The 24,608-nt window shown below is 68.8% G+C and carries 22 protein-coding genes; 12 read left to right on the forward strand and 10 right to left on the reverse strand.

The window, feature by feature from the left end:
* Positions 1-2 precede the first annotated feature (2 nt).
* Entirely contained in the window at positions 3-830 is an 828-nt protein-coding gene (locus tag DI276_RS09820; protein ID WP_198680541.1) for a hypothetical protein, read from the reverse strand.
* Between the two features lie 44 nt (positions 831-874).
* The gene (locus DI276_RS09825) at positions 875-2,164 is read right to left on the reverse strand and encodes an FG-GAP repeat domain-containing protein (RefSeq protein ID WP_112262959.1); all 1,290 of its coding nucleotides are present in this window, start codon (positions 2,162-2,164) and stop codon (positions 875-877) included.
* 439 nt (positions 2,165-2,603) lie between these two features.
* On the opposite strand from DI276_RS09825, the gene helR reads away from it, so the two are divergent.
* Both helR and DI276_RS09835 read left to right on the forward strand, forming a co-directional pair.
* Positions 2,604-4,769, forward strand: coding sequence for an RNA polymerase recycling motor ATPase HelR (gene helR / locus DI276_RS09830; protein WP_112262960.1), 2,166 nt, complete (start codon positions 2,604-2,606; stop codon positions 4,767-4,769).
* A 30-nt stretch (positions 4,770-4,799) separates the two neighbouring features.
* Positions 4,800-5,264, forward strand: coding sequence for a hypothetical protein (locus tag DI276_RS09835; protein WP_157984608.1), 465 nt, complete (start codon positions 4,800-4,802; stop codon positions 5,262-5,264).
* 53 nt (positions 5,265-5,317) lie between these two features.
* On the opposite strand, the gene pdxS is transcribed toward DI276_RS09835, so the two are convergent.
* The gene (gene pdxS / locus DI276_RS09840; protein WP_269814245.1) at positions 5,318-6,211 is read right to left on the reverse strand and encodes a pyridoxal 5'-phosphate synthase lyase subunit PdxS; all 894 of its coding nucleotides are present in this window, start codon (positions 6,209-6,211) and stop codon (positions 5,318-5,320) included.
* A gap of 248 nt (positions 6,212-6,459) precedes the next feature.
* Between pdxS and DI276_RS09845 the strand changes: the two genes are divergently transcribed.
* A complete protein-coding gene (locus DI276_RS09845) occupies positions 6,460-8,517 on the forward strand; it encodes an elongation factor G-like protein EF-G2 (protein ID WP_112263338.1) in 2,058 nt (685 codons plus the stop codon).
* Here the strand turns inward: DI276_RS09845 and DI276_RS09850 are convergent.
* From DI276_RS09850 to DI276_RS09870, 5 genes are all read right to left on the reverse strand, one after another.
* Positions 8,472-9,110: a class I SAM-dependent methyltransferase gene (locus tag DI276_RS09850; protein WP_112262963.1), complete on the reverse strand. Its 639-nt coding sequence runs from the start codon at positions 9,108-9,110 to the stop codon at positions 8,472-8,474. The two genes, DI276_RS09845 and DI276_RS09850, sit on opposite strands and share 46 nt — an antisense overlap.
* A 12-nt stretch (positions 9,111-9,122) precedes the next feature.
* Positions 9,123-9,875, reverse strand: coding sequence for a lysyl oxidase family protein (locus tag DI276_RS09855; protein WP_232836555.1), 753 nt, complete (start codon positions 9,873-9,875; stop codon positions 9,123-9,125).
* 63 nt (positions 9,876-9,938) lie between these two features.
* Positions 9,939-10,337 (reverse strand): hypothetical protein, encoded by a 399-nt coding sequence (locus tag DI276_RS09860; RefSeq protein ID WP_157984609.1) that lies wholly within the window; start codon positions 10,335-10,337, stop codon positions 9,939-9,941.
* Between the two features lie 143 nt (positions 10,338-10,480).
* Positions 10,481-11,962, reverse strand: coding sequence for a CoA-acylating methylmalonate-semialdehyde dehydrogenase (locus DI276_RS09865; protein WP_112262965.1), 1,482 nt, complete (start codon positions 11,960-11,962; stop codon positions 10,481-10,483).
* On the reverse strand, positions 11,959-13,242 hold the full coding sequence (locus tag DI276_RS09870; RefSeq protein ID WP_112262966.1) for an aspartate aminotransferase family protein: 1,284 nt from the start codon (positions 13,240-13,242) through the stop codon (positions 11,959-11,961). Before DI276_RS09870 ends, DI276_RS09865 begins: the two co-directional genes overlap by 4 nt.
* Before the next feature lie 107 nt (positions 13,243-13,349).
* Between DI276_RS09870 and DI276_RS09875 the strand changes: the two genes are divergently transcribed.
* Positions 13,350-14,942, forward strand: a complete 1,593-nt coding sequence (locus tag DI276_RS09875) for a PucR family transcriptional regulator (RefSeq protein WP_112262967.1) — start codon at positions 13,350-13,352, stop codon at positions 14,940-14,942.
* A 32-nt stretch (positions 14,943-14,974) separates the two neighbouring features.
* Here the strand turns inward: DI276_RS09875 and DI276_RS09880 are convergent, their stop codons facing one another.
* A complete protein-coding gene (locus DI276_RS09880) occupies positions 14,975-15,421 on the reverse strand; it encodes a hypothetical protein (protein ID WP_112262968.1) in 447 nt (148 codons plus the stop codon).
* Between the two features lie 127 nt (positions 15,422-15,548).
* Here DI276_RS09880 and DI276_RS09885 point away from each other — a divergent pair, with 127 nt between their 5' ends.
* Genes DI276_RS09885 through DI276_RS09900 form a run of 4 tightly spaced genes read left to right on the forward strand, consistent with a single transcriptional unit; the run spans position 15,549 to position 19,005 of the window.
* Complete coding sequence (locus DI276_RS09885) at positions 15,549-16,256, forward strand: MerR family transcriptional regulator (RefSeq protein ID WP_198680542.1); 708 nt, start codon at positions 15,549-15,551, stop codon at positions 16,254-16,256.
* Positions 16,257-16,315: 59 nt separating this feature from the next.
* On the forward strand, positions 16,316-16,927 hold the full coding sequence (locus DI276_RS09890) for a class I SAM-dependent methyltransferase (protein ID WP_112262970.1): 612 nt from the start codon (positions 16,316-16,318) through the stop codon (positions 16,925-16,927).
* Positions 16,928-16,978: 51 nt separating this feature from the next.
* Complete coding sequence (locus DI276_RS09895) at positions 16,979-17,488, forward strand: hypothetical protein (RefSeq protein WP_112262971.1); 510 nt, start codon at positions 16,979-16,981, stop codon at positions 17,486-17,488.
* The gene (locus DI276_RS09900) at positions 17,485-19,005 is read left to right on the forward strand and encodes a hypothetical protein (protein WP_112262972.1); all 1,521 of its coding nucleotides are present in this window, start codon (positions 17,485-17,487) and stop codon (positions 19,003-19,005) included. Before DI276_RS09895 ends, DI276_RS09900 begins: the two co-directional genes overlap by 4 nt.
* Here the strand turns inward: DI276_RS09900 and DI276_RS09905 are convergent.
* Positions 18,986-19,687, reverse strand: a complete 702-nt coding sequence (locus tag DI276_RS09905; RefSeq protein WP_112262973.1) for a hypothetical protein — start codon at positions 19,685-19,687, stop codon at positions 18,986-18,988. The genes DI276_RS09900 and DI276_RS09905 overlap by 20 nt on opposite strands.
* A 143-nt stretch (positions 19,688-19,830) precedes the next feature.
* Here DI276_RS09905 and DI276_RS09910 point away from each other — a divergent pair, with 143 nt between their 5' ends.
* From DI276_RS09910 to DI276_RS09925, 4 genes are read left to right on the forward strand one after another with little or no spacing between them, the layout of a single operon-like run.
* Complete coding sequence (locus DI276_RS09910) at positions 19,831-21,339, forward strand: NCS1 family nucleobase:cation symporter-1 (RefSeq protein ID WP_112262974.1); 1,509 nt, start codon at positions 19,831-19,833, stop codon at positions 21,337-21,339.
* A complete protein-coding gene (locus DI276_RS09915; protein WP_112262975.1) occupies positions 21,336-22,178 on the forward strand; it encodes a nitrilase-related carbon-nitrogen hydrolase in 843 nt (280 codons plus the stop codon). The genes DI276_RS09910 and DI276_RS09915 overlap by 4 nt, the downstream gene beginning before the upstream one ends.
* A complete protein-coding gene (gene hydA, locus DI276_RS09920) occupies positions 22,175-23,560 on the forward strand; it encodes a dihydropyrimidinase (protein WP_112262976.1) in 1,386 nt (461 codons plus the stop codon). Before DI276_RS09915 ends, hydA begins: the two co-directional genes overlap by 4 nt.
* Positions 23,561-23,572: 12 nt before the next feature.
* Positions 23,573-24,565 (forward strand): TIGR03842 family LLM class F420-dependent oxidoreductase, encoded by a 993-nt coding sequence (locus DI276_RS09925; RefSeq protein ID WP_112262977.1) that lies wholly within the window; start codon positions 23,573-23,575, stop codon positions 24,563-24,565.
* Positions 24,566-24,608: the final 43 nt, after the last annotated feature.

Here is a 24,608-nt window from a genome sequence, read left to right on the forward strand (position 1 = left end):
CTTCAGGCGTTCAACTGACGGACGAGCGTGCGCAGCCACGGTTCGGAGAGCGCGGGCTCGCCGTCGACGCCTCGCGCGATCTGCCGCCGCACTTCCCTCGTGCGCCCCGCCGACACCAGGTGCACGGCCTCGGCAAGTGCCTCTCGCGTGCGTTCGTCCCTCTTGGCCTCGCGCAGGTACTCCCGCCACCGGTGCAGCTGAAAGGGCCACGTCAGCTTGGTCTGGTTGTCGCCGAAGTACGACCAGACGTCCAGGTCGAGCGACACGTTGACCACAGCCGAGGCCGGCAACCGGCGCGTCCACTCGGCGTGCTGCTGCCAGCGCCACGTGTTCGGGCTGGTCTTCTTCCTCCTCGTGACGCCGATGAACCGCAGCTTCTGGCGGATCACCGGCCACGTTTCCCGCTCCTCGGCGATCCAGTCGTCGAGCAACGTGAAGAGCTTGGTGAACGTCGAGCCCTCGTACACCACGTCGACGAACGTCACCGGACGGTCGCGCCTCGCCAGCGACGCGGGCGTGATGCCGATCTCGGCAGCGAGCTCGCGGGCGCGCGGGAGGTCCGAGTGCGCGATCGCGCGCCCGCGGTCGAACGACACCGGCAACCTGTCCACCACACGGCCGGTTCCCTCCAACGCTCCGCCGAGCAGGTCGAACATCGAGTCGAGCGACCGGCCGACGAACACGAGATCGCCGTTTCCACTGCGCGCCAGCACTTTGCCCGTGCACTCGGCCAGGTCGTCGAGGTACCACAGGTCGGGCGTGGCGATGTCGTCGAGCAGCGACCCCAACCGGTCCGGCGCCACGAGGTCCCAGCGAAACGGCATGTTCATGCGGCCATGATGACCAGTCGCACGAACATGCCGCCCGCGAATTTCTAGTAGCTGGCGGGCCGGAACCCGCTCCACCCGGTCCCCACCTGCACCGCCGTGGCCAGCGTCCCGTCCCCTTGCCCGCTCCACCGCCACAACGTCGAGTCGTTCGACCGCACCGCGACGACGTCCGCCCGAGCGTCCCCGGTCACGTCCATCACGTTGAACCCGGAGAACCCGGCCCACCCGGAGCCGACCTGACGCCCGCTGGAGAAGGTCCCGTTTCCGTTGCCCTCCCAGAAGAAGAGCTCACCGGCACCACCGACGCCCCACAGATCGCCATCCCCGTCACCGTCGGCATCCCCACCGGCAAAGCGCGGGAACGAGGCCCAGCCCTCGCCGACGAAGATCCGGGCGGAGAACTTCCCCGAGCCCTGACCGGGGTACCAGTACAACCGCCCGCCGTCACGCCCGACGACGTCCGCGCGGTTGTCGCCGTTCACGTCCAGCACCGCGAACCACTCCAGCGTCTCCCAGCCGGAACCGGAGTTGGCGAGCTTGGTGAACGTGCCGCGGCCCGAGTTGTGCCAGTAGTGCAGCGTTCCGTCGGTCCCGGTGGCCAGGATGTCCGCGAAGCCGTCCGCGTTCGTGTCGCCGACGCCGATGCGGTTGAACGTGGACGACCAGCCCGGCCCCACCTCGCTGGACGCACCGAAGCCGCCGCCGGACGTGCCGGGGTACAGCCGCATGACGTTGTCCGGGGCCACGGCGAGCAGGTCGTCGTAGCGGTCGCCGTTCACGCTCTCCGCGGCCAGGCTGCGCGCGGCCGTCCACCACGTCGTCTGCTTGCGCGCGCCCGCCCAGCTGAAGCTGAAGTGGATGTGGTCGGTGTGCGGTGACGCGCCGCTGTAGGCCTGCCAGCCGGCAGAGGCCTCGTAGGCCTTCCAGATCTTGTGGTCCCAGATCATGTACATGATGCCCAGCCGGCGGGCCAGGGCGTGCTTGTTGCCGTGCTGGTCGGTCGCGAGCAGCCACTGCAGGAGGTCGGCGGCCTGCGCGGCCTGGGTGGAGTTGCCGGCGTTGAACGGGTAGTCGAGCGCGCGGCCTTCCTTGTGCTCGCTCTGGCCACCGGAGTCGCACGCGCGGACCATGCCGAGGTCGGCGCGGCCGTACTCGGCCTTGAGCAGGTCGCGGAACCCGACCACGCCCGGTTTGGCGTCCGGGTCGCACGTCGTCTGGCCCACGTAGGTGGCGTACTTGTCGATCGCCGCGCCGAACGCGGGCGTTGGTGGTGCGGCAGAAGCAGGCGCCATCAGTGCCAACGACATCGCAGCAGCGCTTAACGCTACGAGCATCCTCTTCACGGTGGTCTCCCCTGTCGAGTGGATGACGCTCAGCGTGCGGAGGCGGGCTACACGGCCCCTACACGCGCTCCACACGTCTCGACAGGACGCCGCTGGAGTCGGAGCGGCTGCACCCGGTGACCGCGGTGGTCGCGAGACGAGCCACTATGGGCATTCCACATGAGACTTACGTCATACGGTCCGCGCAGCTGGAGATGAAGGTCGTGCTCACACGGCTGGCGCAACGCCTGGAGATGCAGCTGCTGGATCCCGAACCGGAGGCGGCGAAGGGGCATCGGAGCCACTGGGCGCCCCTGCCGGGTCGCGTACGCGAAAAAGGCTCCCCCGTTTTCTTCCCACTTAACCGTATAGCAGACAGGGGGCCTTGCCACAAGACCCCGTGCGTCCTTCACACTCATCGCCTCAAGCCGGAAAACGCTGTGGGGAGCTCGTGGGGTACGAAGAAGAACTTCAGTCCGAACGCGACTACGTTGCCGGTCTCTACGCACGGCTCGATGCCGAACGCGCGCGCGTGAAGGCGGCGTACCAGTCTGCGCTGGGTGGCACCGGCGAGACGGCCATGGAACGGGACAACGAGGTGCGGGCCCGGCACCGTGAGATGAAGCGGCTGAACGTCGCCGACTACGGGCTGTGCTTCGGCCGGTTGGACAGCGTCGACGGTGACGTCTCCTACATCGGCAGGATCGGCCTGTTCGACGAGTTCGACGACTTCGAGCCGGTGCTGCTCGACTGGCGCGCACCGGCGGCGCGCCCGTTCTACACCGCGACCGGCGCCCAGCCGGAGGGCATGGCGCGGCGCAGGCAGTTCCACACCCGCCGCCGCGCCGTCGCCGGCTTCACCGACGAGGTCTTCGGCAAGCTCGGCGAGGAACAGGGCGACGTGGCCCTGCTCGCGGCGTTGAACGCGCCGCGCGGCGAGGGCATGCGCGACATCGTGGCGACCATCCAGGCCGAGCAGGACGCGATCATCCGGCTCGACCACCCCGGCGTGCTGGTGATCGAGGGCGGCCCCGGCACCGGCAAGACCGTCGTGGCGCTGCACCGCGTCGCCTATCTGATGTACACGCAACGAGAGCGCATGGAACGGCACGGCGTCCTCGTCGTGGGCCCGAACCCGGCGTTCCTCAACCACATCGGCCGCGTCCTGCCGTCGCTGGGCGAGTCCGACGTGGTGTTCACGACCGCCGGTGGCCTCCTGCCGGGCGTGCGGACCTCGCGCGAGGACGTGCCGGACGTCGCGCGGCTCAAGGGTTCGCTGAAGATGGTGGAGGTCCTGAAGGCCGCCGTGGCCGACCGGCAGCGGCTGCCGGTCTCGCCGATCCCGATCGGCATGAAGGACGTCGTCGTCGAGATCAACGCCGAGACCGCGGAATGGGCCAGGCAGGAAGCGCGCGACAGCGGCCTGCCGCACAACGAGGCCCGCAAGGTGTTCACCGAGATCATCACGTACGTCCTGACCGAACGCGCCCTCGGCCGGATCGGGAAGGGCTGGCTGTCGCGGTCCGACAAGGCCGGCTGGGAGGACATGCGCTCCGGCCTGCTCAAGGACCTCGCCGACGACGGGGCTTTCTTGCGAGCGCTGGACGAGCTGTGGCCGTTGCTGACGCCTGAGCAGCTCCTGGGCTCGCTCTACTCGTCTGCCGAGCGGCTGGCGGCGGCGGGCGCGGACCCGTCGCTACACCGGGTCCAGGGCGACGCGTGGACGGTGTCGGACGTGCCGCTGCTCGACGAGCTGCACGAACTGCTGGGCCGCGACGGCTCCGAACAGGCCCGCGACCAGGCCGCGCTGGCCGAGAAGCAGGCCGAGGCCAGGTACGCGTCGGAGGTGCTCGACAGCCTCGTCGGCCGCCAGGACCACATGGACGACGAGGACCACCTGTTCGCCACGGACCTCCTGTTCGCGGAGGACCTGGCCGAGCGCTTCGACGAGCACGACACCCGCACGCTCGTCGAACGCGCGGCCGCCGACCGCGGCTGGACCTACCGGCACGTGGTGGTGGACGAGGCCCAGGAACTGTCCGAAATGGACTGGCGAGTCCTCATGCGCCGCTGCCCTGGCCGTTCCTTCACGGTGGTGGGCGACCTGGCCCAGCGCCGTTCGCCCGCAGGCGCCTCGTCCTGGGCCGACATGCTGGAACCGTACGTGCCCGGCCGCTGGCTCTACCGCTCGCTGACGGTCAACTACCGCACGCCGGCCGAGATCATGGCGGTCGCCGCCCGGGTGCTCGCCGAGTTCGCGCCGGACGTGCAGGCACCGGAGTCCGTGCGCGCCAACGGAGTCCAGCCGTGGGCGCGGCAGGTTTCGGCCGCCGAGCTGCCGGCCGCGATCGAGGAGTTCGTCACGGCGGAGGCGTCACTCGAGGGCACCAGCGTCGTGATCGGGCCGCCCGGTGTGCCCGGCACGATTCCCGCCTCCGAGACCAAGGGCCTGGAGTACGACTCGGTGCTCGTCGTCGAGCCGGAACGAATCCTGGCCGACGGGCCGCGCGGTGCGGCCGAGCTGTACGTGGCTCTCACCCGTGCCACGCAACGGCTCGGCGTGCTGCACCACGAGCCGTTGCCGGACCCGTTGACCGGCCTCAAGCCGAAGGTTTGAGGCCACACGATCAGGTAGTTGCGCAGGCAGATGAGCGCACGCAAATCGGCAGGGATGTCACCCAGCACGCACCTGCGCAACCACCTGGTCGAGCCGCCGCGGAAGCCGTCGATGACCGAGCTGTACGAGCGGTCGCAGCAGCGCGACTGGGGCGTAGATCGCACCACGATCACCACGTCGTCCGTGACCTCCGCGAGGGCCGCATCCACAGTTGAGCTCGAACGACGAGTCTGGGGGGACCACATGAGCAGACCACCGAACGAACCGTTCGACGAGCGCGACCTCTACGCGCAGAACCCGGATCCGTTCTCGGCCTTCTCCAAGACCCCGAAACGGCAACCGAACGCGGGCACCCGCCCGCTCGGCATGTACGAGGTGCCGGAGCCGGCCATCCCGGTGGCGCCACGCCAGGCCGGCGCGGGCATCACGCTCGTCATCGTGCTCACGGTGTTCGCACTGCTGCTGGGCACCGCGATCTTCCTGCTGTCCACATAAGACAAAAGGCGCACCGCCGGAAAGCGGTGCGCCTCGAGCCAACTCAGAAGTTCTTACCAGCCGCGCTCGGCCAGCCGGTGCGGCTCCGGCACGTCCTCGACGTTGATGCCGACCATGGCCTCACCCAGCCCGCGCGAGACCTTGGCGATGACGTCCGGGTCGTCGTGGAAGGTCGTGGCCTTCACGATGGCCTCGGCGCGCTGGGCCGGGTTGCCGGACTTGAAGATGCCGGAACCGACGAACACGCCCTCGGCGCCGAGCTGCATCATCATCGCGGCGTCGGCCGGAGTGGCGATGCCGCCCGCGGTGAACAGCACGACGGGGAGCTTGCCGTTCTGCGCGACCTCGCGCACGAGCTCGTACGGCGCCTGGAGCTCCTTGGCGGCCACGTACAGCTCGTCCTCGGGGAGGTTCTGCAGGCGGCGGATCTCCTGGCGGATCTTGCGCATGTGCGTGGTGGCGTTGGAGACGTCACCGGTGCCGGCCTCGCCCTTGGAGCGGATCATGGCCGCGCCCTCGGTGATGCGGCGCAGGGCCTCTCCGAGGTTCGTCGCACCGCACACGAAGGGGACGGTGAAGGCCCACTTGTCGATGTGGTTGGCGTAGTCGGCCGGGGTCAGCACCTCGGACTCGTCGATGTAGTCGACGCCCAGCGACGCGAGGACCTGGGCCTCGACGAAGTGGCCGATGCGGGCCTTGGCCATCACGGGGATCGAGACGGCGTTGATGATCCCGTCGATCAGGTCGGGATCGCTCATGCGGGCGACGCCGCCCTGCGCGCGGATGTCGGCGGGCACGCGCTCGAGCGCCATGACGGCGACGGCGCCGGCGTCCTCCGCGATCTTCGCCTGAGTGGCGTCGACCACGTCCATGATCACGCCACCCTTGAGCATCTCGGCCATGCCGCGCTTGACGCGGGCGGTGCCAGTGACCTGATCAGTGCTCACGGGCCAACCTTTCACGAGGGGAAGTTTTCCGGGTGAACTCATCCTACGTCTGACGTGGCCACCTCACCCAAGCCACTGGAGCCCGGAACCAGAAGGCCACTTCGCGATCAACCGCAGGTCGTGACCCGTGCCACTCACTCAGCCGGAAGACCCGCTCACGAACAGGTAGGCGTCCAGTCGGGGTCTCCCACTTGTACCGGGAGGTGAACGGGTGTGAGATCGAACACTACGACTTGACGGAGGTAGCCATGGGAAGCAAGCACTCCGACAACGGGACACCGGCAGGCGCGGTCGCTGTGGACGACCCGGCCAAGGTCCGCAACGTCGTGCTCGTGGGCCCGTCGGGCGCGGGCAAGACGACGCTCACCGAGGCCCTGCTGGCCGCCACCGGCGTACTGACCCGAGCAGGCTCGGTGACCGAGGGCACGACGGTCTGCGACCACGATCCGGCCGCGGTCCGACAACAACGATCGGTAGGCCTCGCGGTAGCCCCGATCCAGCACGGCGACATCAAAATCAACCTCATCGACACCCCCGGCTACGTCGACTTCGTGGGCGAGTTGAGGGCAGGACTACGGGCCGCCGACGCGGCCCTTTTTGTTGTGAACGCCTTTGAGGGCGTGGACGCCGCCACCATCGCCCTGTGGGAGGAGTGCTCAGTCGTCGGCATGCCCCGCGCCGTCGTGATCACCCGCACCGACCACCACCGGGCCAACGTCGGCAACGAGATCATCGAGTGCCAGGCAGCGTTCGGCGCCGGCGTGGTCCCCCTCTACATGCAGGAAGGCGACCAACTGGTCGGCCTGCTCACCCAGGGCGACAACTACCCGGACGAACGCGCCGCGCTGATCGAGGGCATCATCGCCGAGAGCGAGGACGAGACCCTCATGGACCGCTACCTGGCGGGCGAGGAGATCGACCAGGACACCCTCATCACCGACCTGGAGACCGCTGTCGCACGCGGCTCCTTCCACCCGGTGATGCCCGTGTGCGCCGCGACCGGCATGGGCCTGACCGAGCTCCTGGACGGCATCGCGCGCGCCTTCCCGTCCCCGCTGGAGCACGAGCTGCCGTCCGTGACCTCCGTGGACGGCATCCCCCAGCCCCGCATGGCGCCAGACCCGAACGGCCCGCTGGTGGCCGAGGTGGTGCGCACCGCCGTCGACTCGTACGTGGGCCGCGTGTCGTTGGTCCGCGTCTTCTCCGGCACGCTCCGCCCGGAACGCCCGGTGCACGTCTCGGGCCACGGCATGGCCGACCGCGGCCACGAGGACCACGACGCCGACGAGCGCGTGGCCCACATCTACTCCCCGCTGGGCGCCACCCTGCGCGAAGTCCCCTACTGCGTGGCCGGCGACCTCTGCGCGCTGACCAAGCTCACCACCGCGGAAACCGGCGACACCGTGTCCGCCCCGGAAAAACCGCTGCTCATGGCACCCTGGGACATGCCGGAGCCACTGCTCCCGGTGGCCGTGGTCCCCCGCACCCGCAGCGACGAGGACAACCTGGCCCGCAACCTCAACCGCCTGGTGGCGAGCGACCCGACGCTGCGCCTGGACCGCAACGCCGAGACCCACCAGATGGTCCTGTGGTGCATGGGCGAGGCGCACGCGGACGTCGTGCTGGCCAGGCTGCGGGCCGGCGGTGCCGAGATCGACACCGAACCGGTGCGCGTGGCACTGCGGGAAACCTTTGCCTCCCAGGCAAAGGGCCACGGCCGGCACGTCAAGCAATCTGGAGGTCACGGCCAGTACGCGGTGTGCGACATCGTCGTGGAGCCTCTCCCCCGCGGCTCCGGCTTCGAGTTCGTGGACAAGATCGTCGGCGGCGCGATCCCCAACCAGTTCATCCCGTCCGTCGAGAAGGGCGTGCGGGCACAGCTGGAAAAGGGCCTGCACGACCACACGCCGGTGGTCGACGTCCGCGTGACGCTGGTCGACGGCAAGGCGCACTCGGTCGACTCCTCGGACGCCGCCTTCCAGACCGCAGGAGCCCTGGCGCTGAAGGAAGCCGCAGCCATCGGCCGCACCACGTTGCTGGAGCCCATGGACGAGGTCGCGATCCGCCTGCCCGACGAGCATCTGGGCACGGTGCTGGGCGACCTGTCCGGACGGCGCGGGCGGGTGCTCGGGACCGAGGCCGACGAGGGCGGGCGCACGGTGATCCGGGCCGAGGTGCCGTCCAGCGAGCTGCTGCGGTACGCGATCGAGCTGCGCGCGATGACGTCGGGCACAGGCACGTTCACCCGCCGCTTCTCGCGCTACGACCCGTTGCCGGAGGCGTTGGCCGCACGCGCGAGCAAGTAGGTCCGGTCACTCGCGTGCTCGACACGTGCGTCCGGAGCGCGGTCGAGGCGGGCCGTCACCGTGAGGCCCGCCTCCGCCAACGCCAGCGTCTCGACGTCCGGATCGAGGAACCGGAACGTCAGCTCCACGTCGTTCCCCCACCACTGCGTCAACGTTTTCTCTTGCCCTGCCGAGGTTTCCGCGTCCCGCACGTGGAACGCCACCAACGCGTGCCCACCCGGCCGCAGCACGCGCGCGAACTCCGCGTAGGCGGCCGCCCGTTCCAGCGCGTCCAGGTGGATCACCGCGTACAGGCACACGAGCGCCGAAACCGAACACGAGCGGAACGGCAGCGACGTCATGTCGCCGGCGCACACCGGAACCGCGGCCTGCGCGCACATCCGCGGCGACAGGTCGACGCCGGCCACCGGCACGCGCGCGGCCAGGTAGGCCGCCACGTGGCCCGGCCCGCAGCCGACGTCGAGCACCAGGCCGTCCGCGAGCTCCGCGACGACGTCGAGCAGCGCGCGGTCCAGCGGTTTCCCGGCGAGCTCGCCGCTCAGTTCGGACGCGTAGCGCGCGGCCACGCGGTCGTACGAGCGGCGAGTGCTCACCGAACCATTCTGTCAGGCGGCCGGACCGTAGCCGAGGATCTTCACCGACGTGCCGTTCTTGCGGCTCGTCAACGCGATGTCGACCCACGTGGAGTTGTTGCCGCGGTTGCTTTCCACGAACGTCCCCTTGGGATCAGCCGTGGCGATCAGCCGGTACTGCCCGTTGGACAGCGCCGTGATGTCGATGAACTGGTCGGGCAACGACCACGGGTACCGGTCACCCCAGCCCACCGACAGCCCCATGGTGACGCTCAGCGCGTCGTGCCCGCCGCAACCCGCGGACGAGTACACGCTCTGCTGGGGCGCGCCCGGCAGGGAGAGGCGGTAGGCGGTGGTGTCGAAGAAGCAGAACCCGCCCTTGGAGCTGGTGCCGACCTTCACACCGTTGTCGAGGCGGCGCAGCTCGTAGGTCTCGAGGTCCCGCACGTGCCAGTGACTGTGGCCGTCGCCGCCGAACACGAGCGACGAGGGCATGGACGTCTGGGTGCGCGAGCCGTCGGACTGCGTCACCAGCTGGGAGACCGCGAAGTCCGACGTCGTGGACGAACGGGTCGCCGCGAGCTCGAACGGCCCCTTGCCGACGTTGACGATCGTGGCCGAGAAGCGGAGCTGCTTCTGGCCGGTCGCGGTGATCGCGAGAGTCAGGTCGGTGATGGGTGCCATGCCGAGGTCCGGCGTGACGGGCTCGGCGGCCAGCGCTGCGTTGGGGATCAGGGCCGCCGACAGAACCGTGATGAGCAGGGTCAGCCGAGCACGACCGAACACCGCGACACCTCCGGGGAACGAGAAGAGCCGCCGGGCAGGGGTTTGCCCGGCGGTGAGGACCGTCTACTTGGGGTCGGGGATCTTCTTGTCGTCGACCGAGAAGCACAGGTGGCTCAGGCCGTACAAGCCACCGGTCTTGTTCGTCGGCGCGACCAGACCGGTGTCCGAGATGACCGGCGGGTCGTAGTGGTACCAGTTGGCGTTCGGGCCACCCTTGACGATCACGTCGGAGACCAGCTCACCGTTGGCGGTGGAGAAGCTGAACGTCTTGCCGGTCACCACGATGGTCACGGCTCCGTACGTTCCGCTGACCACGGGGTCGATCTTCAACCCGCCCTCGCAGGACGGGTTGCCGGCGATCAGCGTCGGCGTCACCGACGCGGCCGACGCGGTGCTCGACCCCAGCAGGGCGAACGCGCCGACCAGCAGAGCGATCAAGAATCTTCGAGACAGGCGGATCACGGCGTTTCCTCCAAGTGCAGCGGCAGCGATGACATGTGATCGGCGCCACTCACAAGGCTGTTACGTACCGTTACCTCAGGTACCCCGAATGGCCTAACAAAGGTCCACTTTAGCTACTGTCAGTACAACTCCTTGTCTCTTGACTAGGTGTTCTGCGGGAACCCGAGGTTGACCCCGCCGTGCGACGGGTCGAGCCAGCGGGAGGTGATCACCTTCGAGCGCGTGAAGAAGTGCACGCCGTGCGGCCCGTACGCGTGCGCGTCACCGAACAGCGACTCCTTCCAGCCACCGAACGAGTAGTAGGCGACCGGCACGGGGATCGGCACGTTCACGCCGACCATGCCGACCTCGATCTCGTTCTGGAACCGGCGCGCGGCGCCTCCGTCGTTGGTGAAGATGGCGGTGCCGTTGCCGTACCGGTTGTTGTTGACCATCTCGACGGCCTCGTCGTAGCTCGAGGCGCGCACCACGGACAGCACCGGCCCGAAGATCTCGTCGGTGTAGATCGTCATGTCTGTGCCGACGTGGTCGAAAAGCGTCGGCCCGAGCCAGAATCCGTCAGCGGCACCATCGATCGGATGGTCCCGCCCGTCCACGACCAGCGCTGCGCCCTCGGACACCCCGGCGTCCAAATAGGACGTGACCTTGTCCCGGTGCACGCCGGTGACCAGCGGCCCCATCTCGCACGACGGCCCGGATCCGACCTTCACATCGGCGATCCGCGACTTGATCTTGGAGACCAGCTCGTCGCCGACCGGACCCACGGCCACGACCACGGAGATCGCCATGCACCGCTCCCCCGCCGAGCCGAACCCGGCGGACACCGCGGCGTCCGCGGCCAGGTCCAGATCGGCGTCGGGCAGCACCACCATGTGGTTCTTGGCGCCGCCGAGAGCCTGCACGCGCTTGCCGTGCGAGGTCCCGGTCTCGTAGACGTACCGCGCGATCGGCGTCGAGCCGACGAACGAGATCGCCTTCACCGTCGGGTGTTCGAGCAGCCGGTCCACGGCCACCTTGTCGCCGTGCACGACGTTCAGCACGCCGTCCGGCAGCCCGGCCTCCGCGAACAGCTCGGCGAGGAAGATCGACGCGGACGGGTCCTTCTCCGACGGCTTCAGCACCACGGTGTTGCCGCAGGCGATCGCCGTCGGCACGAACCACAGCGGCACCATGGCGGGGAAGTTGAACGGCGAGATCACGCCGACCACGCCCACCGGCTGCTGGATCGAGTAGACGTCCACGCGCGTCGAGGCGTTCTCGCTGAAGCCGCCCTTGAGCAGCTGCGGGATCCCGCACGCGTACTCGACCGACTCCAGGGCCCGCTGGATCTCGCCGCCCGCGTCCGACACGACCTTGCCGTGCTCGGCCGAGACGATCTGCGCGAGCTCGCCCTTGCGCTCGTTGAGCAGCTCGCGGAACTTGAACATCACCGTCGAGCGCTGCGCCAGCGATGCGTTGCGCCACGACGCAAACGCTTCCGCGGCCGACGACACCGCAGCGTCCACTTCGGACACCGACGCGAACGCGACCTGGTTCGCCACCTTGCCGGTCGACGGGTCGTAGACGTCGCCAGCCCTTGAAGGCGCGCCGTCCCAGTGCTTGCCGTTGATCCAGTGCTTGATCACGCCCGCTCCACCGCCTGCGCCAGAATGCCGAGTGCTTCTTCGAGTTCGTCTTCAGTGAGCGTCATGGGTGGCGCCAGCCGGATCACGTTCCCGTACAGGCCGCCCTTGCCGACCAGCAGCCCGCGTGCCTTCGCCTCGGCCAGCACCGTGCTCGCGGCGCCGGGGTTCGGCTCGCCCTCCGGCCCGACGAACTCGACGCCGACCATCAGGCCCTTGCCGCGCACGTCCCCGATCACCGGGTGCTTCTCCGCCAGTTCGCGCAAGCCCCCGAGCAGGCGCGACCCGAGCTTGGCCGCGTTGGCCTGCAGGTCGTGGTCGAGCAGGTAGTTCACCGTGGCGAGCGCGCCGGCCGTGGAGACCGGGTTGCCGCCGAACGTCGAGATCGAGTTGGCGTTGATCGCGTCCATCAGGTCGCCGCGCGCCACCACGCCGCCGATCGCGAGGCCGTTGCCGAGGCCCTTGGCGAACGTCATCGCGTCCGGCACCACGTCGTGCGCCTGGATGCCCCAGAAGTGCTCGCCGGTGCGCCCCCAGCCGGTCTGCACCTCGTCGGAGATGAAGAGGATCCCGTACTCGTCCAGGACGTCCTTGAACGCCCGGAACAGGCCGTCCGGCGGAGACGTGAAGCCGCCGACGCCCTGGATCGGCTCGGCGATCATGCAGGCGACGTCACCGGACGTCGTGGTCTCGATGATCTCGCGCAGGTCGTCGACGCAGGCCCTGATGTAGTCCTTGTCGTCCATCGCGCGGAACGGGCTGCGGTAGCGGTAGCCGCCGTGCACCCAGCTGACCTTGATCGGCGACAGCGCGGAGGCGGACCAGCCGCGGTTGCCCGTGATGGCGATCGTGGCGAACGCACGGCCGTGGTAGCTGTTGCGCAGGGCCAGGACCTGCTCGCTCCGGCGGGCCGTGGTGGCGAGCATCAGCGCGGTCTCGTTCGCTTCAGTGCCCGAGTTCGTGAAGAAGACCTTGGCGTCCGGGATGCCGGACAGCTCGGCGACCTTCTCGGCGAGCTCGATCTGGTTCTTGATCAAGTACAGCGTCGAGCTGTGCAGGACGCCGGTGTCGAGCTGTGCGCGAATGGCATCGCTGATCTCGGCGACGTCGTAGCCGATGGCGTTGGTCAGGATCCCCGCGAAGAAGTCCAGGTAGGTCGTGCCCTCGCGGTCGGTCACCCGGCGTCCGCTGGCGCTGGCGATCTCGATGGGCTCGTCGTAGTAGAGGGCCAGCCACTTCGGCATCACCGCGCGGTGTCGTGCCAGCAACTCCTTGTGGGCCATCTCGTCCTCCAGGGGTTAACTCCTGTCCTCGGAGTCTGCTGGCGGGCCCGGTCCGCCGCCATGCACAACCTGTACCTGGATCGGCTGGTTGGCATTACGTTGTGTCCATGTACCCGACCGTCGCCGAAGTCGTCGCTCTCCCGGTGATCCGGCAGGGTAAGCCGCGTTTGGTGGCCGGGTCGGCCGGGCTCTCGAAGCGCGTCCGCTGGGTGCATGTGGCGGAGATCGCAGACATCGCGCCGTTGCTGCGCGGCGGCGAGCTGGTGCTCACGACGGGCGTGATGCTGCCCGAGTCCGGTCTCGCCCGGTACGTCGAGGAGCTGGCCGCGGTCGGGTGCGCCGGACTGGTCGTCGAGCTGGGCCGGCGGTGGCGCGACGACGTGCCGGCCGCGCTGGTCACCGCGGCGGAACGGCACGGGTTACCGCTGGTCACACTGTCCGAGGAGACGAAGTACGTGGCCGTCACCGAGGCGGTCGTCGGCCTGATCGTGGACGCCCAGCTGGCGGAGCTGCGGGCCGCGGAGCAGGTGCACGAGACCTTCACCGCGCTGACGGTGGCCGGGGCCGAACCGGCCGAGGTGCTGCGCGAGGTGGCGCGGACGTCCGGGCTACCAGTCGTTTTGGAGACGCTGGGCCACGACGTGCTGGCCTACGACGCGGCCGGGCACGACCCGGTCTTGTTGCTCGACGACTGGGCTGCACGCTCGCGGGCGGTCACGGTGACCGAGCGGACCGCCTATCACGCCTCTTCCGGCTGGTTGATCACGATCGTCGGGGCGCGTGGCGCGGACTGGGGACGGCTGGTGCTCGTGTCCCCGGAGCCGCCTCCGCACCGGCACATCGTGGTGGCTGAGCGGGCTGCTTCCGCGTTGGCCGTGCACCGGCTCGTGGCGCGCGACCGGGAGTCGTTGGAACGGCAGACACATCGGACGCTGCTGGCTCAGCTGCTCGGCCAGTCACCGCAGTCGCCTGACCTGGGCGCGCGGGCGGCGGCGCTCGGAGTGCCGTTGGAACGGCGGCAGCTGATCGGCGTCGCGATCCGACCGGTGTCCGTGCTGCACGCGCAAACGCTGGCCACACAAGAAGTTCTGCGTGACCTCGCGGAAGCCACGGCGTTGGCCGGCCGACGGGTGACAGTGGCGGCACTGGTCGGCGTCGTGGACGACACGTCGGTGCGTGCGCTGCTGTCCGTGCCCATGACCGTTGGCGTGGAAGGGGTGCTGCGCAAGGTCGCGCGCGAGATCCACCGCACGGCGGCATCGACCGTGGTGATCGCCGTGGGCACGACTGTGACGTCCACATCGGACGTTCGCCGGTCGTTGGGCGAGGCCGCGCACGTGGCCGGTGCGGCGTTGCGGGCGCCGGGATCCCAGCTCTACCACCGGTTGGACGACGTGCGGCTGCGCGGGCTGCTGCACCTGCTGCGCGAGGACGAGCGCGTGCGGGCGTTCGCGGACCGCGAACTGGGGCCGTTGCTGGCGCGTGACTCCGCTCAGGGCTCACGGCTCGTGGAGCTGCTGCGGTGCCTGTGCGAGAACGGCGGCAACAAGTCGGCGGCTGCTACGGCCGCGCATCTCTCTCGTACGGCCTACTACCAGCAGTTGGCGCGCATCGAGCAGGTCCTGGGCGTGTCCCTGGAAGACCCGGAGTCCGTGCTTTCGCTGTACGTCGCACTCTTAGTGCACGAAATGGGCCCGTGAACACGTGCACGGGCCCATTTTCAGCGTGCGACTCAGCCGTTGATCGTCGGGAAGGTGCCCGACAGCACGGTGGGGTTCGGCACGACGCCGTTGGTCGGCAGGTCGGACAGGCTCGGGGCCTGCAGGCCCGCGATCTTCGCGCTGTCGGCCAGGCCCTCGACGTTCGGCAGCGCCGGCAGGGTGCCGAGCTCGGGCGCGACCGGGTTCGGCACGGTGCGCTCGTGCGGGGCGTGGACCTCCGGGGCCTCGGGAGCCTCGACGTCGCCGGCCACCGGCGCCTTGATCTGGCCGAGGTTGACGCCACCGACCGAGTCGAGCGGGGTCGCGTGCTGGGTGGCGTCGTGGATCAGCTTGTCCGCGCCGACCTCGGGAACACCCGGCAGCTGCGGCGCCTCCACGGCGCTGGCCGAACCGGTGAGCAGCGGGGCGGCACCGGCGGCGAGCAGAGCGGCGGCACGGAACAGTCCGGAACGAGACACAGTTTTCCTCAATCTGGTTTGGGGACCGATCTTCGTTTTCATCGGCGCATTTGGTTCGCGCATTTATCCGCTCGATCGGGTGGTCAAGGCTTGAACCTCACGCGACGGGAGGTCCTACGGTCGGGTGGTGACCCGTTGGAGCATCGGTGACCTCGCCAAAGCGTCCGGACTGACCGTCCGGACGCTCCACCACTACGACGAGATCGGCCTGGTCGGCGCGTCCGAACGCACGACATCCGGTCACCGTCGGTACACCCCGGACGACGTTCGCCGCCTCTATCAGGTGAGATCGCTGCGCCAGCTCGGTCTTTCGCTGGAGGAGGTCCGCGCGGCACTGTCCCGATCGGACTCGCTGCGGCCGATCTTCGAGGCCCAGCTGGCCGCACTGACCGCGCAGGCCCAGCAGGTGGAGGCACTGCGGTCGCGGCTCACCGCGCTGCTCGACGGGCACACCACCGAGTCCCTGCTGTCCACTTTGGAGCTGATGTCCGTGTACGAGAGCTACTTCACCGCCGACCAGCTGTCCGAGCTGCGCTCCCGAGCGGCCGCCCTCGGCCCTGAGGCCGTCGAGGAACTGAAGGCGTCCTGGCTGGAACTGGTGCGACAGCTGCGCCGGCACATGGCCGACGGGACGCCCGCCGATGACCCGCGCGTGGTCGAGCTGTCGCGGCAGTGGGACTCGCTCGCCGCGCAGTTCCACCACGACGACCCGGAGATCAAGGCCGCGGCGGCACGTTCGTGGGAGGAGAACAAGGCGTCGATCAGCACCCAGATCGGCTGGCCTGCCGACGACGGCCTGGTTTCCTACCTCGGTGCGGCCCGCGCCGCGCGCTGACGTTGCCGAAACGGCAAATTCTCACGTGAGCCCGGCGCGGGCTCGGTAGAAGTGTCGTCATGAGCGCTGATGACGACGCCCGCCGCCTGCAGTCCGCCAACCCGACCGGGTGGTTCGAAGATCTCTACGCGGAGGCCGAAGCCGGCACGGCCGCCGTCCCGTGGGACCAGCCCCACCCCCAACAGCACCTCGTCGAGTGGACCCTTCAGGCCCCGGACGGCCTGGGCCGCAGCGCTCTGGTCGTGGGCTGTGGTTACGGCCGCGACTCGGAATACCTCGCGTCCCTCGGCTACGCCGTGACGGCGTTCGACGTCTCCCCCACCGCCATCGCCGCCGTCCAGGCGCGCTACCCGAACTCGAAGGTCTCCTACGTCGTCGCCGACCTCCTCGACCCGCCCGCCGCGTGGCACCGCGCGTTCGACCTGGTCGTGGAGAACATGACCGTGCAGGCACTCCCCGTCTCCCTGCACGCGGAGGCGACCGAGCGCGTGGCCTCGCTGGTCGGTTCGACGTTGCTCGTGCTCGCCGTCGCGCGGGACGAGGGCCCCGAGCCGGACGGTCCGCCGTGGCCGCTGACGCCTGCGGAGATCAAGGCGTTCGCGACCGACGGTCTCGCCACCCGCCGCGTTCACCGCGACGAGTACCGCTGGGTGGCCGAATTCGGACGCTAACTGGCCATGAACTGGCCACTTATGACGGACTTCTGCCGAATAGCGTGAATCATGCTCGTTCGTCGGCTCTTCGCCCGTCTGCTCGACTGGCTCCTGGTGCTGGTCGTGGCGTGGCCGTTGGTCCACGAACCCGTGCTGGTGGTGCTCAGCGCAGTTCTCTACGACGCTCTGCTGCTGCGCTGGAACACCCTCGGCAAAGCCCTCACGGGGCTGCGGGTCGTGGGCCCCGCGTCCGGCCTGAGCCACAGACGGGTGCTGGCCCGCACGCTCATCACGACCGCTCTGCCAGGCGCGGGCGCGGTGCTCGTGCTGACCGGTCTGGGCTGGCGGGAGCCGGCGCTGATGACGAGCCTCGGCTGGCAGCATCCCTGGGTCGTCATCGGCGAGCGCCTCGCGGTGGGGTCGGCGGGGTGGCTCGCCTCGTTGCTACTGGTGGGCGGGCTGGTGCTGCTCGTGCTGTCGGCGGTGGAGTCGCTGGACCTGCGCGGCACCCGGACGTGGCACGACCGGAAGGCGGGGACGGCCGTCATCCGGGTCCCGATGGCAGAATCGCGCCGGTGAACCTCAACGAGGTCGGGGTGAACCACGGCAACGTGGTCCAGGCCCACCAAGTCGGGACCATCCACGTCGCTGCTCCACCGCTCACCGCGTTGAACGGTCTGCGCGAGGCCACCACGTCGTTCACCGGCCGGGAACCCGAGCTCGCGGAGCTCGCCACCACGTCCGGGATGACCGTCGTCTCGGGGCTGGCGGGCGTCGGCAAGACCGAGCTGGTGCTGCGCCACGCCGAGCACGGGAGCTTCCCCGGCGGCAAGCTCTTCGTCGACCTCCACGACTACGACGACGACCGCCGGGTGACTCCTGCTCAGGCGTTGGAAGAGTTCCTCTTCGCGCTGGGCGTGCGGGAGATCCCGCAGACCGAGGCAGCGCGTGCGACGTTGTTCCGCAGTCTCACCTCCTCGCGCGAGCCGATGCTGGTAGTGATCGACAACGCGAAGTCCGTCGAGCACGTGCGACCGTTGTTGCCCAACCAGCACCGCACGATCGTGACGAGCAGGCACAAGCTCGTCGGCCTCGACGACGCCCACCACCTCGAACTCGGTGTGCTGCCGCAAGACGAGGCCGCCGCGGTCGTCGGTGACGCCGACCTGGCCGAGCTGTGCGGGCGGCTCCCACTGGCGTTGCGGATCACGGCGGCGCTCCGTCGGACCGACCCGGACCACGACTGGGTCACCGAGCTGCGCGAGGTGCAGCTGGACCTGCTCGACGACGGCGACGCGCGATCGGTGCGAGCCGCGTTCGAGCTGTCCTACCGGGCGCTCACCGAGGTGCAACGGCGGTTCTTCCGGCTCGCCGTGCTGCACCCGAGCCACCAGGTGACCGTCGAGGGCGCGGCGCAGCTCGCCGAATGCACGGAGGCCAAAGCGCGCAAGCTGTTGCGGGAACTGCGGACCGCGCACCTGCTCGAACCCGGCGACCGCTACCACGACCTGGTGCGTCAGTTCGCGGCCGACTGCGTTCGCGAGCACGAGCAACAGGACACCAGGGACCAGGCCATGAGGCGGCTGATCAACCACTTCACCGGCCGCGCCGTGCAGATGGACGCCGCACTGCGCACTCCGAAGCAGGCCGAAGCGCTGCACTGGTTCGACCGCCACCGGCCGACGCTCGTCGCCATGGTTCTGCCCGCGCTGCTGGTGCGGCAGTTCCGCGAGGGCGGCCGGCTCGGCTGGGCCTTGCACGACTACCTGACCGTGCGCGGCCACCTGGACGACCTGAAGCTGACCGATCAGCTGGCCGTCGACTCGGCGATCAACCTCGACGACACGCGGACCGTCGCGGTCGCGCGGGCCCGGCTGGGGCACACCCTCCTGCGTGCCGGGGAGGACGAGCGGGCGCTGCGGAACCTCTACGACGCCTGGCAGCTGATCAGGTGGAGTCACGACCTGCCGCTGATCCGCCACACGCTGGAGGACCTGGTCGTCGCCTTCGAACGCGCCGGCAGGGTCGAGGACGCGCGGCAAGCCGCCGCAGACCTGGAGAGGATCATGCGGGAGTTCACAGCCGATCCCCGATGAACCGCAACGCATCCGGCAGCACGCGCCGCCAGTAGCCGGCGTCGTGCGCACCATGATCGAACGAACCCTGAGCGCCCACCGCCCCAGCCAGCTCGCGGGCGGCGTCGTGGAACGGATCTTCCCGCCCGCACCAGATGCCGACCGGTGACTTGATCCCAGCCGTGTGCCGCAACGGTTCGTGCGCCTCCCACACCTCACGCGCCGCGAACCCGGCGATCCGCTCGGCGTCCTCCCAGGTCAGGAACAGCGCCGGGCTGATCGCCGCCACGGCCTTCAGCGAGCGTTGGGACGCGATGTCCAGCACCCCGAACCCGCCCATCGACAACCCGAGAGCGGCGTCGAACGGCACGGGCGGGGCGAGGTTCACCCAGTAGTCGTCGCTGCCGTTGAGCACCGCGCATCGGAACTTCGCGCCGTTGAGGAACTGGGGCAGCCCGAGGTCCTGCCACTGCGACACGCTGCCGCCACGCCCGTGCAGCACGAGCACGGTGGGACCGTCCGACCCCATCCACGCGCCCCAAGGCATCGGCTGAACGGGTACAGGTGGCACGTCGGGCACCACTCCGTCCGGCCCTGTCCAGCCGAGGAACCGACGGCCGGGCGGCGTCAGCGCGCCGTACGTCCCGGCTGCCCCGACCAGGCCGGCGCCACCCAGCAAGACCGCTCGCCGCGAGATCGCCACGAGAACTATGGAACACAATGTGCGCCGATCATGACAAGCGTGGACACTTTGACACTGCCACACCCAGACCGGCGGACCCAGGATTCCGGGATGGAAACCGACCGCGTTCGCCGTGTTTCAGCAGCGTAACAGGGGGTTGAACGATGGCAGTCGAGTCCTCACCGCCCCAGGTCACACCTGATGGCCGAGTCGAACTGAGCGACGTACGTCCCATCGAGGACAGCAGGTTCTACAACCCCGAGCTCGCGCCGGTGCCGATCGAGCAGCGGACCTGGACCACGTACAACTTCTTCGCGCTGTGGATGGGCATGGCGCACAACATCCCCAGTTACACGCTCGCGGCCAGCCTGATCGCGTTGGGCATGGACTGGGTGCAGGCGTTCATCACGATCACCCTCGGCAACCTGATCGTGCTGGTCCCCATGCTGCTCAACAGCCACGCCGGCACGAAGTACGGCATCCCGTTCCCCGTGTTCGCCCGCGCGTTCTACGGCATCCGGGGCGCGAACCTCGTCGCGCTGCTCAGGGCGTTCATCGCGTGTGCCTGGTTCGGCATCCAGACGTGGGTCGGCGGCAAGGCGCTGCACGTGATCGTCGGCCGACTGGCGGGAGAAGGCTGGGTCAAAGCGTCCGAAGTGGGCGGTCAGCCGTGGACGTTGTGGTTGTGCTTCTTCGGGTTCTGGGTCGTGCAGATGCTGATCATCTGGCGCGGCATGGAGGCGATCCGGCGGTTCGAGAACTGGACGGCGCCGCTGGTCAGCATCGGGTTCCTGATCCTGCTGGGCTACGTGCTCGTCAAGGCCGGCGGGTTCGGGCCGATCCTGCACACCGGCAGCAAGCTCGGCTGGGGTCCCGACTTCTGGAAGGTCTTCTTCCCCGCGCTGATGGGCATGATCGCGTTCTGGTCGACGCTGAGCCTGAACATGCCCGACTTCACGCGGTTCGGTGGCAGCCAGAAGAAACAGGTGACCGGACAGATCCTGGGCCTGCCGACCACCATGTCGTTCATCGCGATCGTCGCGATCCTGACGACGTCCGGCGCGCAGGCGTTGTACGGCGAGGCGATCTGGGACCCGGCGGACCTGGCGTCCCGGTTCGACAGCACGATCCTGGTGCTCATCGCGTTGATCTCGCTGGTGCTGGCCACGATCTCGGCGAACCTCGCGGCCAACGTCGTCAGCCCCTCCTACGACTTCTCGAACGCGTTCCCCAAGCGCATCACGTTCGCGATCGGCGGCCTGATCACCGGTGTGGTCGGCATCCTGATCCAGCCGTGGCGGTTGATCTCCGACCCGAGCATCTACATCTTCGCGTGGCTCGGGTTCTACGGCGGTCTGCTGGCGAGCGTGGCCGGTGTGTTCGTCGCAGGGTACTGGGTGATCAAGAAGACCCGGCTCGAGCTCGGCGATCTCTACCTCGACGGCAGGGGCGCGTACTGGTTCAACGGCGGCTGGAACTGGCGTGCTGTCGCGGCGACGCTCGTGGGCTCGGTGCTCGCGGTCGGTGGCGCCTACGGTGGACCGTTCCCGGCTGACGGCCTGATTCCGTTCCTCAAGCCGCTTTACGACTACAACTGGGTGATCGGTTTTGTGGCCGGTTTCCTGGTTTTCCTTGCTCTCAAGGAGAACACCGCAAAGGAGAAGACCAGGTGAGCAACATCATCCGCGCGGCGCTCGTCCAGCAGAAGTGGACGGGCGACAAGGAGTCGATGATCGCGAACGCGGTCGAGCACATCCGCAGCGCCGCTTCCCAGGGCGCGCAGGTGTTGTGTCTCCAGGAGCTCTTCTACGGACCGTACTTCTGCCAGGTGCAGGACGCGGACTTCTACTCCTACACCGAGTCGATCCCGGACGGCCCCACGACGCAGCTGATGCAGGAAGTCGCCGCGCAGAACAACATCGTGCTGATCGTGCCGATGTACGAGGTGGAACAGCCCGGCGTCTACTACAACACCGCCGCCGTGATCGACGCGGACGGCACGTACCTCGGCAAGTACCGCAAGAACCACATCCCGCAGGTCAAGGGCTTCTGGGAGAAGTTCTACTTCAAGCCGGGCAACCTCGGTTACCCGGTGTTCGACACGGCGGTGGGCCGCATCGGCGTCTACATCTGCTACGAACGCCACTTCCCGGAGGGCTGGCGCGCTTTGGGCCTGGCCGGCGCGAAGATCGTGTTCAACCCGTCGGCCACGTCCCGGTCGTTGAGCGAGTACCTGTGGCGGCTGGAGCAGCCCGCCGCGGCCGTCGCGAACGAGTACTTCGTCGGCGCGATCAACCGCGTCGGCGTGGAACCGTTGGGTGACAACGAGTTCTACGGCCAGACGTACTTCGTGTCACCGCGTGGCCAGCTGGTCGGCGACGCCGCGTCCGACACCGAGGAAGAGCTCGTGGTGCGCGACCTCGACCTGGACCTGCTGACCGAGGTCCGCGACACGTGGGCGTTCTACCGCGACCGCCGCCCGGACACCTACGAGGGCCTGGTGACGCCGTGAGCACGCTCATCCGCAACGGCCTGGTCATCAACGCGACCGGCTCGCACGCGGCCGACGTGCTCATCGACGGCGAGCACATCGCCGCGCTGGTCACGCCCGGCTTCGACGTCCAGGCCGACGAAGTGATTGACGCAGCCGGGAAGTACGTGATCCCCGGCGGCATCGACGTGCACACCCACATGGAGATGCCGTTCGGCGGCACCCAGTCCGCCGACACCTTCGAGACCGGCACGACCGCGGCGGCGTGGGGCGGCACCACAACGATCGTCGACTTCGCCGTGCAACCCAAGGGTTCCTCGCTGCTGTCCACTCTGGACAAGTGGCACAGCAAGGCCGACGGCAACTGCGCCATCGACTACGGCTTCCACATGATCATCTCCGACGTGAACGACCAGTCGCTCAAGGAGATGGAGTCGTGCATCGCGGCCGGGGTGAACAGCTTCAAGATGTTCATGGCCTACCCCGGCGTCTTCTACGCCACGGACGGCGAGATCCTGCGCGCCATGCAGAAGGCCCGCGAGACCGGCGCCACGATCATGATGCACGCGGAGAACGGCATCGCGATCGACCAGCTCGTCGCGCAGGCGCTGGCCAACGGCCTGGGCGACCCGGTGCAGCACGGCCTGACCCGGCCGCCGGAGCTGGAGGGCGAGGCCACCTCGCGCGCGATCCAGCTGGCCAAGGTGACCGGGTCTCCGTTGTACATCGTGCACATGTCGGCCGCGCAAGCGCTTGACGCGGTGACTGCCGCACGTGACACGGGCCAGAACGTGTTCGCCGAGACGTGCCCGCAGTACCTGTACCTGTCGCTGGAGGACCTGGCCAGGCCGGGCTTCGAAGGCGCCAAGTACGTCGCCTCGCCTCCGTTGCGCCCCAAGGAACACCAGTCGTCGCTGTGGCGCGGACTCAGGACGAATGACCTGTCCGTGGTCAGCACCGACCACTGCCCGTTCTGCTTCAAGGACCAGAAGCAGCTGGGCGTCGGCGACTTCTCCAAGATCCCCAACGGCATGCCCGGCGTCGAGCACCGCGTCGACCTGCTGCACCAGGGCGTGGTGAAAGGCGAGATCACCCGCGAACGCTGGGTCGAGATCGCCGCCACCACCCCGGCCCGCATGTTCGGCATGTACCCGCGCAAGGGCGTGATCGCACCGGGTGCCGACGCGGACGTGGTGATCTACGACCCGGCGGCGACGCAGACGATCTCCGCCGAGACCCACCACATGGCCGTGGACTACTCGGCCTACGAGGGCTTCGACCTCACCGGCCGCGTGGACACCGTGTTCTCCCGCGGCCGCAAGGTGATCGCCGACGGCGCCTACCACGGCTCGACGGGCCACGGCCGCTTCGTGTCCCGCGACCTCAACCAGTACCTGGTCTAGGAAGGGAACATCGTGGACTTCGGCATCGTGCTGCAGACCGACCCGCCAGCGCGGGACGTGGTGGAAGGCCTCCGCGCCGCCGAGGACTGCGGCTTCCGCTACGGCTGGACGTTCGACTCCTGCGTGCTGTGGCAGGAGCCGTTCGTCATCTACTCCCAGGTCCTGGCTGCCACCCGCGACCTGGTCATCGGCCCCATGGTCACCAATCCGTCCACAAGGGACTGGTCGGTGACGGCATCGCTCTTCGCCACGCTGAACGACATGTTCGGCAACCGCACGGTCTGCGGCATCGGCCGGGGCGACTCGGCCCGCCGCGTGATCGGCCAGAAGCCGGCGTCGCTGGCAACCCTCGGCGAAGCGATGCACGTGATCAAGGAGCTCGCGGAAGGGCGTGAAGTCCAGCACCACGGCACGGCGGTGCAAATCCCGTGGGTGCGCAACGGAAAGCTCGAAATCTGGATGGCCGCCTACGGCCCCAAGGCGCTGAAGATGGTCGGCGAACAGGCCGACGGCTTCATCCTGCAGACCGCCGACCCGGACATCGCCCGCTGGACCATCGGCTCGGTCCGGGAAGCCGCGGTGGCCGCCGGACGTGACCCAGCAGCCATCACGATGTGCGTCGCCGCACCGGCCTACGTAGGAACTGATCTCTCCCATCAGCGGGATCAGCTGCGCTGGTTCGGCGGCATGGTCGGCAACCACGTGGCGGACCTCGTCGCGCGGTACGGCGACTCCGGTGTCGTGCCCAAGGCCCTGACCGACTACATCAAGGACCGCGAGGGCTACGACTACTCCCACCACGGCAAGGCGGGCAACCGGTCGACCGACTTCGTGCCGGACCCGATCGTCGACCGCTTCTGCCTGGTGGGCCCGGAATCCGCGCACATCGAGCGGTTGCAGGAGCTCAAGGAGATCGGCGTCGACAACTTCGCGTTGTACCTGATGCACGACGAGAAGGACAAGACGCGCGACGCCTACGGCTCGTCGATCATTTCCGCGGTCTGAGTGGTTGCGGGGTTTGGCCGACGCGGCCAAACCCCGCGGTCAC

Origin of the sequence: Lentzea terrae (assembly GCF_003265345.1) — a bacterium.
Taxonomy (GTDB): domain Bacteria; phylum Actinomycetota; class Actinomycetes; order Mycobacteriales; family Pseudonocardiaceae; genus Lentzea; species Lentzea terrae.

What these genes read in the sequence shown, in the direction of transcription:
- DI276_RS09820 (WP_198680541.1), bottom strand. Translation starts at nt 830, where the DNA reads ATGAACATGCCGTTTCGCTGGGACCTCGTGGCGCCGGACCGGTTGGGG.
- DI276_RS09825 (WP_112262959.1), bottom strand. Translation starts at nt 2,164, where the DNA reads ATGCTCGTAGCGTTAAGCGCTGCTGCGATGTCGTTGGCACTGATGGCG.
- DI276_RS09835 (WP_157984608.1), top strand. Translation starts at nt 4,800, where the DNA reads ATGAGCGCACGCAAATCGGCAGGGATGTCACCCAGCACGCACCTGCGC.
- DI276_RS09845 (WP_112263338.1), top strand. Translation starts at nt 6,460, where the DNA reads ATGGGAAGCAAGCACTCCGACAACGGGACACCGGCAGGCGCGGTCGCT.
- DI276_RS09870 (WP_112262966.1), bottom strand. Translation starts at nt 13,242, where the DNA reads ATGGCCCACAAGGAGTTGCTGGCACGACACCGCGCGGTGATGCCGAAG.
- DI276_RS09875 (WP_112262967.1), top strand. Translation starts at nt 13,350, where the DNA reads ATGTACCCGACCGTCGCCGAAGTCGTCGCTCTCCCGGTGATCCGGCAG.
- DI276_RS09890 (WP_112262970.1), top strand. Translation starts at nt 16,316, where the DNA reads ATGAGCGCTGATGACGACGCCCGCCGCCTGCAGTCCGCCAACCCGACC.
- DI276_RS09895 (WP_112262971.1), top strand. Translation starts at nt 16,979, where the DNA reads ATGCTCGTTCGTCGGCTCTTCGCCCGTCTGCTCGACTGGCTCCTGGTG.
- DI276_RS09910 (WP_112262974.1), top strand. Translation starts at nt 19,831, where the DNA reads ATGGCAGTCGAGTCCTCACCGCCCCAGGTCACACCTGATGGCCGAGTC.